Below are 1,177 nucleotides of genomic sequence, written 5' to 3' on the forward strand. Positions count from 1 at the left end.
GGTCGGGCTGTACAACTTTGCGTTTGGTCATTGTTTTCCTTGTGGCTGGCAGTCTCCTGCCAAATGACCGATTACACAAAATTATTTACACCCCCGGCGAAGGTCTTCTGCGGGCACTCCGCGCTCGAGCAAATGCGAAATTCTTACTTGAATTGCCGTTGTTTCATTGGCTGGCGCGCTTCTCATAGTACCTATGCCGGGGATGCGTGGGCCTCCCATCGAAAGGACGTTTTCCGGCCTTCGACCTCCAATCGGCTCTCATTTCAAACGTTAGGCGTCATATATTGCTGCAGTCTACGACACCACAAGAACTAGCCAGCGCTTTGTCCGAGGCACACGCGTCTTTGATAGCAATTGACGGCAATCATGGCTCCGGTAAGTCGACGCTTGCGGCTGCGATCCAGGAACTCCTCGGCGCCTCGCTTGTTAGCTTCGATAACTTCCTAGCCGTAGGCCAAGAAAGCTACTTCCGCAACCTCGACCTACAGTCAATTATCGCGGCGGCCAGTACTAGCAGACCATGCATACTTGATGGCATTTGCATGTTCCAGGTCTTAGAGGCAACATCACTGTTGCCGGACGCATTCGTGTATGTGAAGCGCATGGCTAAATGGGGATGGGCCGATCAAGACGAGCTGGTTGTGAGTGGCGGTTCCTTGGAAGAGCACCTAGCCGCTTTAAGTGCTCAGGCCAAAACGTTCACTACGACCGGAGAAGGCCTGTCGCTTGGTCTCTCTGAAGAAGTCATTCGGTACCACGCGCTATATCTGCCCCACAAAAGAGCCGGCTACGTGTTCAACCGCCATGTCGCCTGACGTCTCCTTCAAGCGAACCCGTGCTGGTCACCTGATCCGTCCTCCACTGTCCGTTTAAGTCACACGTTGAGCGTCAGCCTTTAACGAATGCGGCAGGCCCGTTTGAGTCGCTGTCCGGCATTCACTTCCACTCCCTCGCGGTCCCCGGAAAAAATCACCAAGCCATTCGAAATCTCCAAAACGCCAAACAAGCACCCTCGCCATAGCCCGCGTTCACCCAATAACTTCGAAGTAAAACCGGCGCAAGAAAAGGTGCCCAACACGCCCTAGGGAAACGCGGATTTATTCGTCAATACCGGCCAACTTATTTCGAAGCATAACCGTTATAGCAAGATAGCCATCAACACTTCCCCCAAGATGAA

At 53.2% G+C, this 1,177-nt stretch carries 2 protein-coding genes; both read left to right on the forward strand.

The window, feature by feature from the left end; genetic code table 11:
* A partial coding sequence (locus RCH09_RS19645; RefSeq protein ID WP_326942828.1) for a hypothetical protein occupies positions 1 to 188 on the forward strand: 188 nt, incomplete at its 5' end.
* Positions 189 to 284: 96 nt separating this feature from the next.
* Positions 285 to 815, forward strand: coding sequence for a hypothetical protein (locus RCH09_RS19650; protein WP_326942829.1), 531 nt, complete (start codon positions 285 to 287; stop codon positions 813 to 815).
* Positions 816 to 1,177 lie beyond the last annotated feature (362 nt).

This window comes from Actimicrobium sp. GrIS 1.19 (genome assembly GCF_035984655.1).
Classification (GTDB): Bacteria; Pseudomonadota; Gammaproteobacteria; order Burkholderiales; family Burkholderiaceae_D; genus Actimicrobium.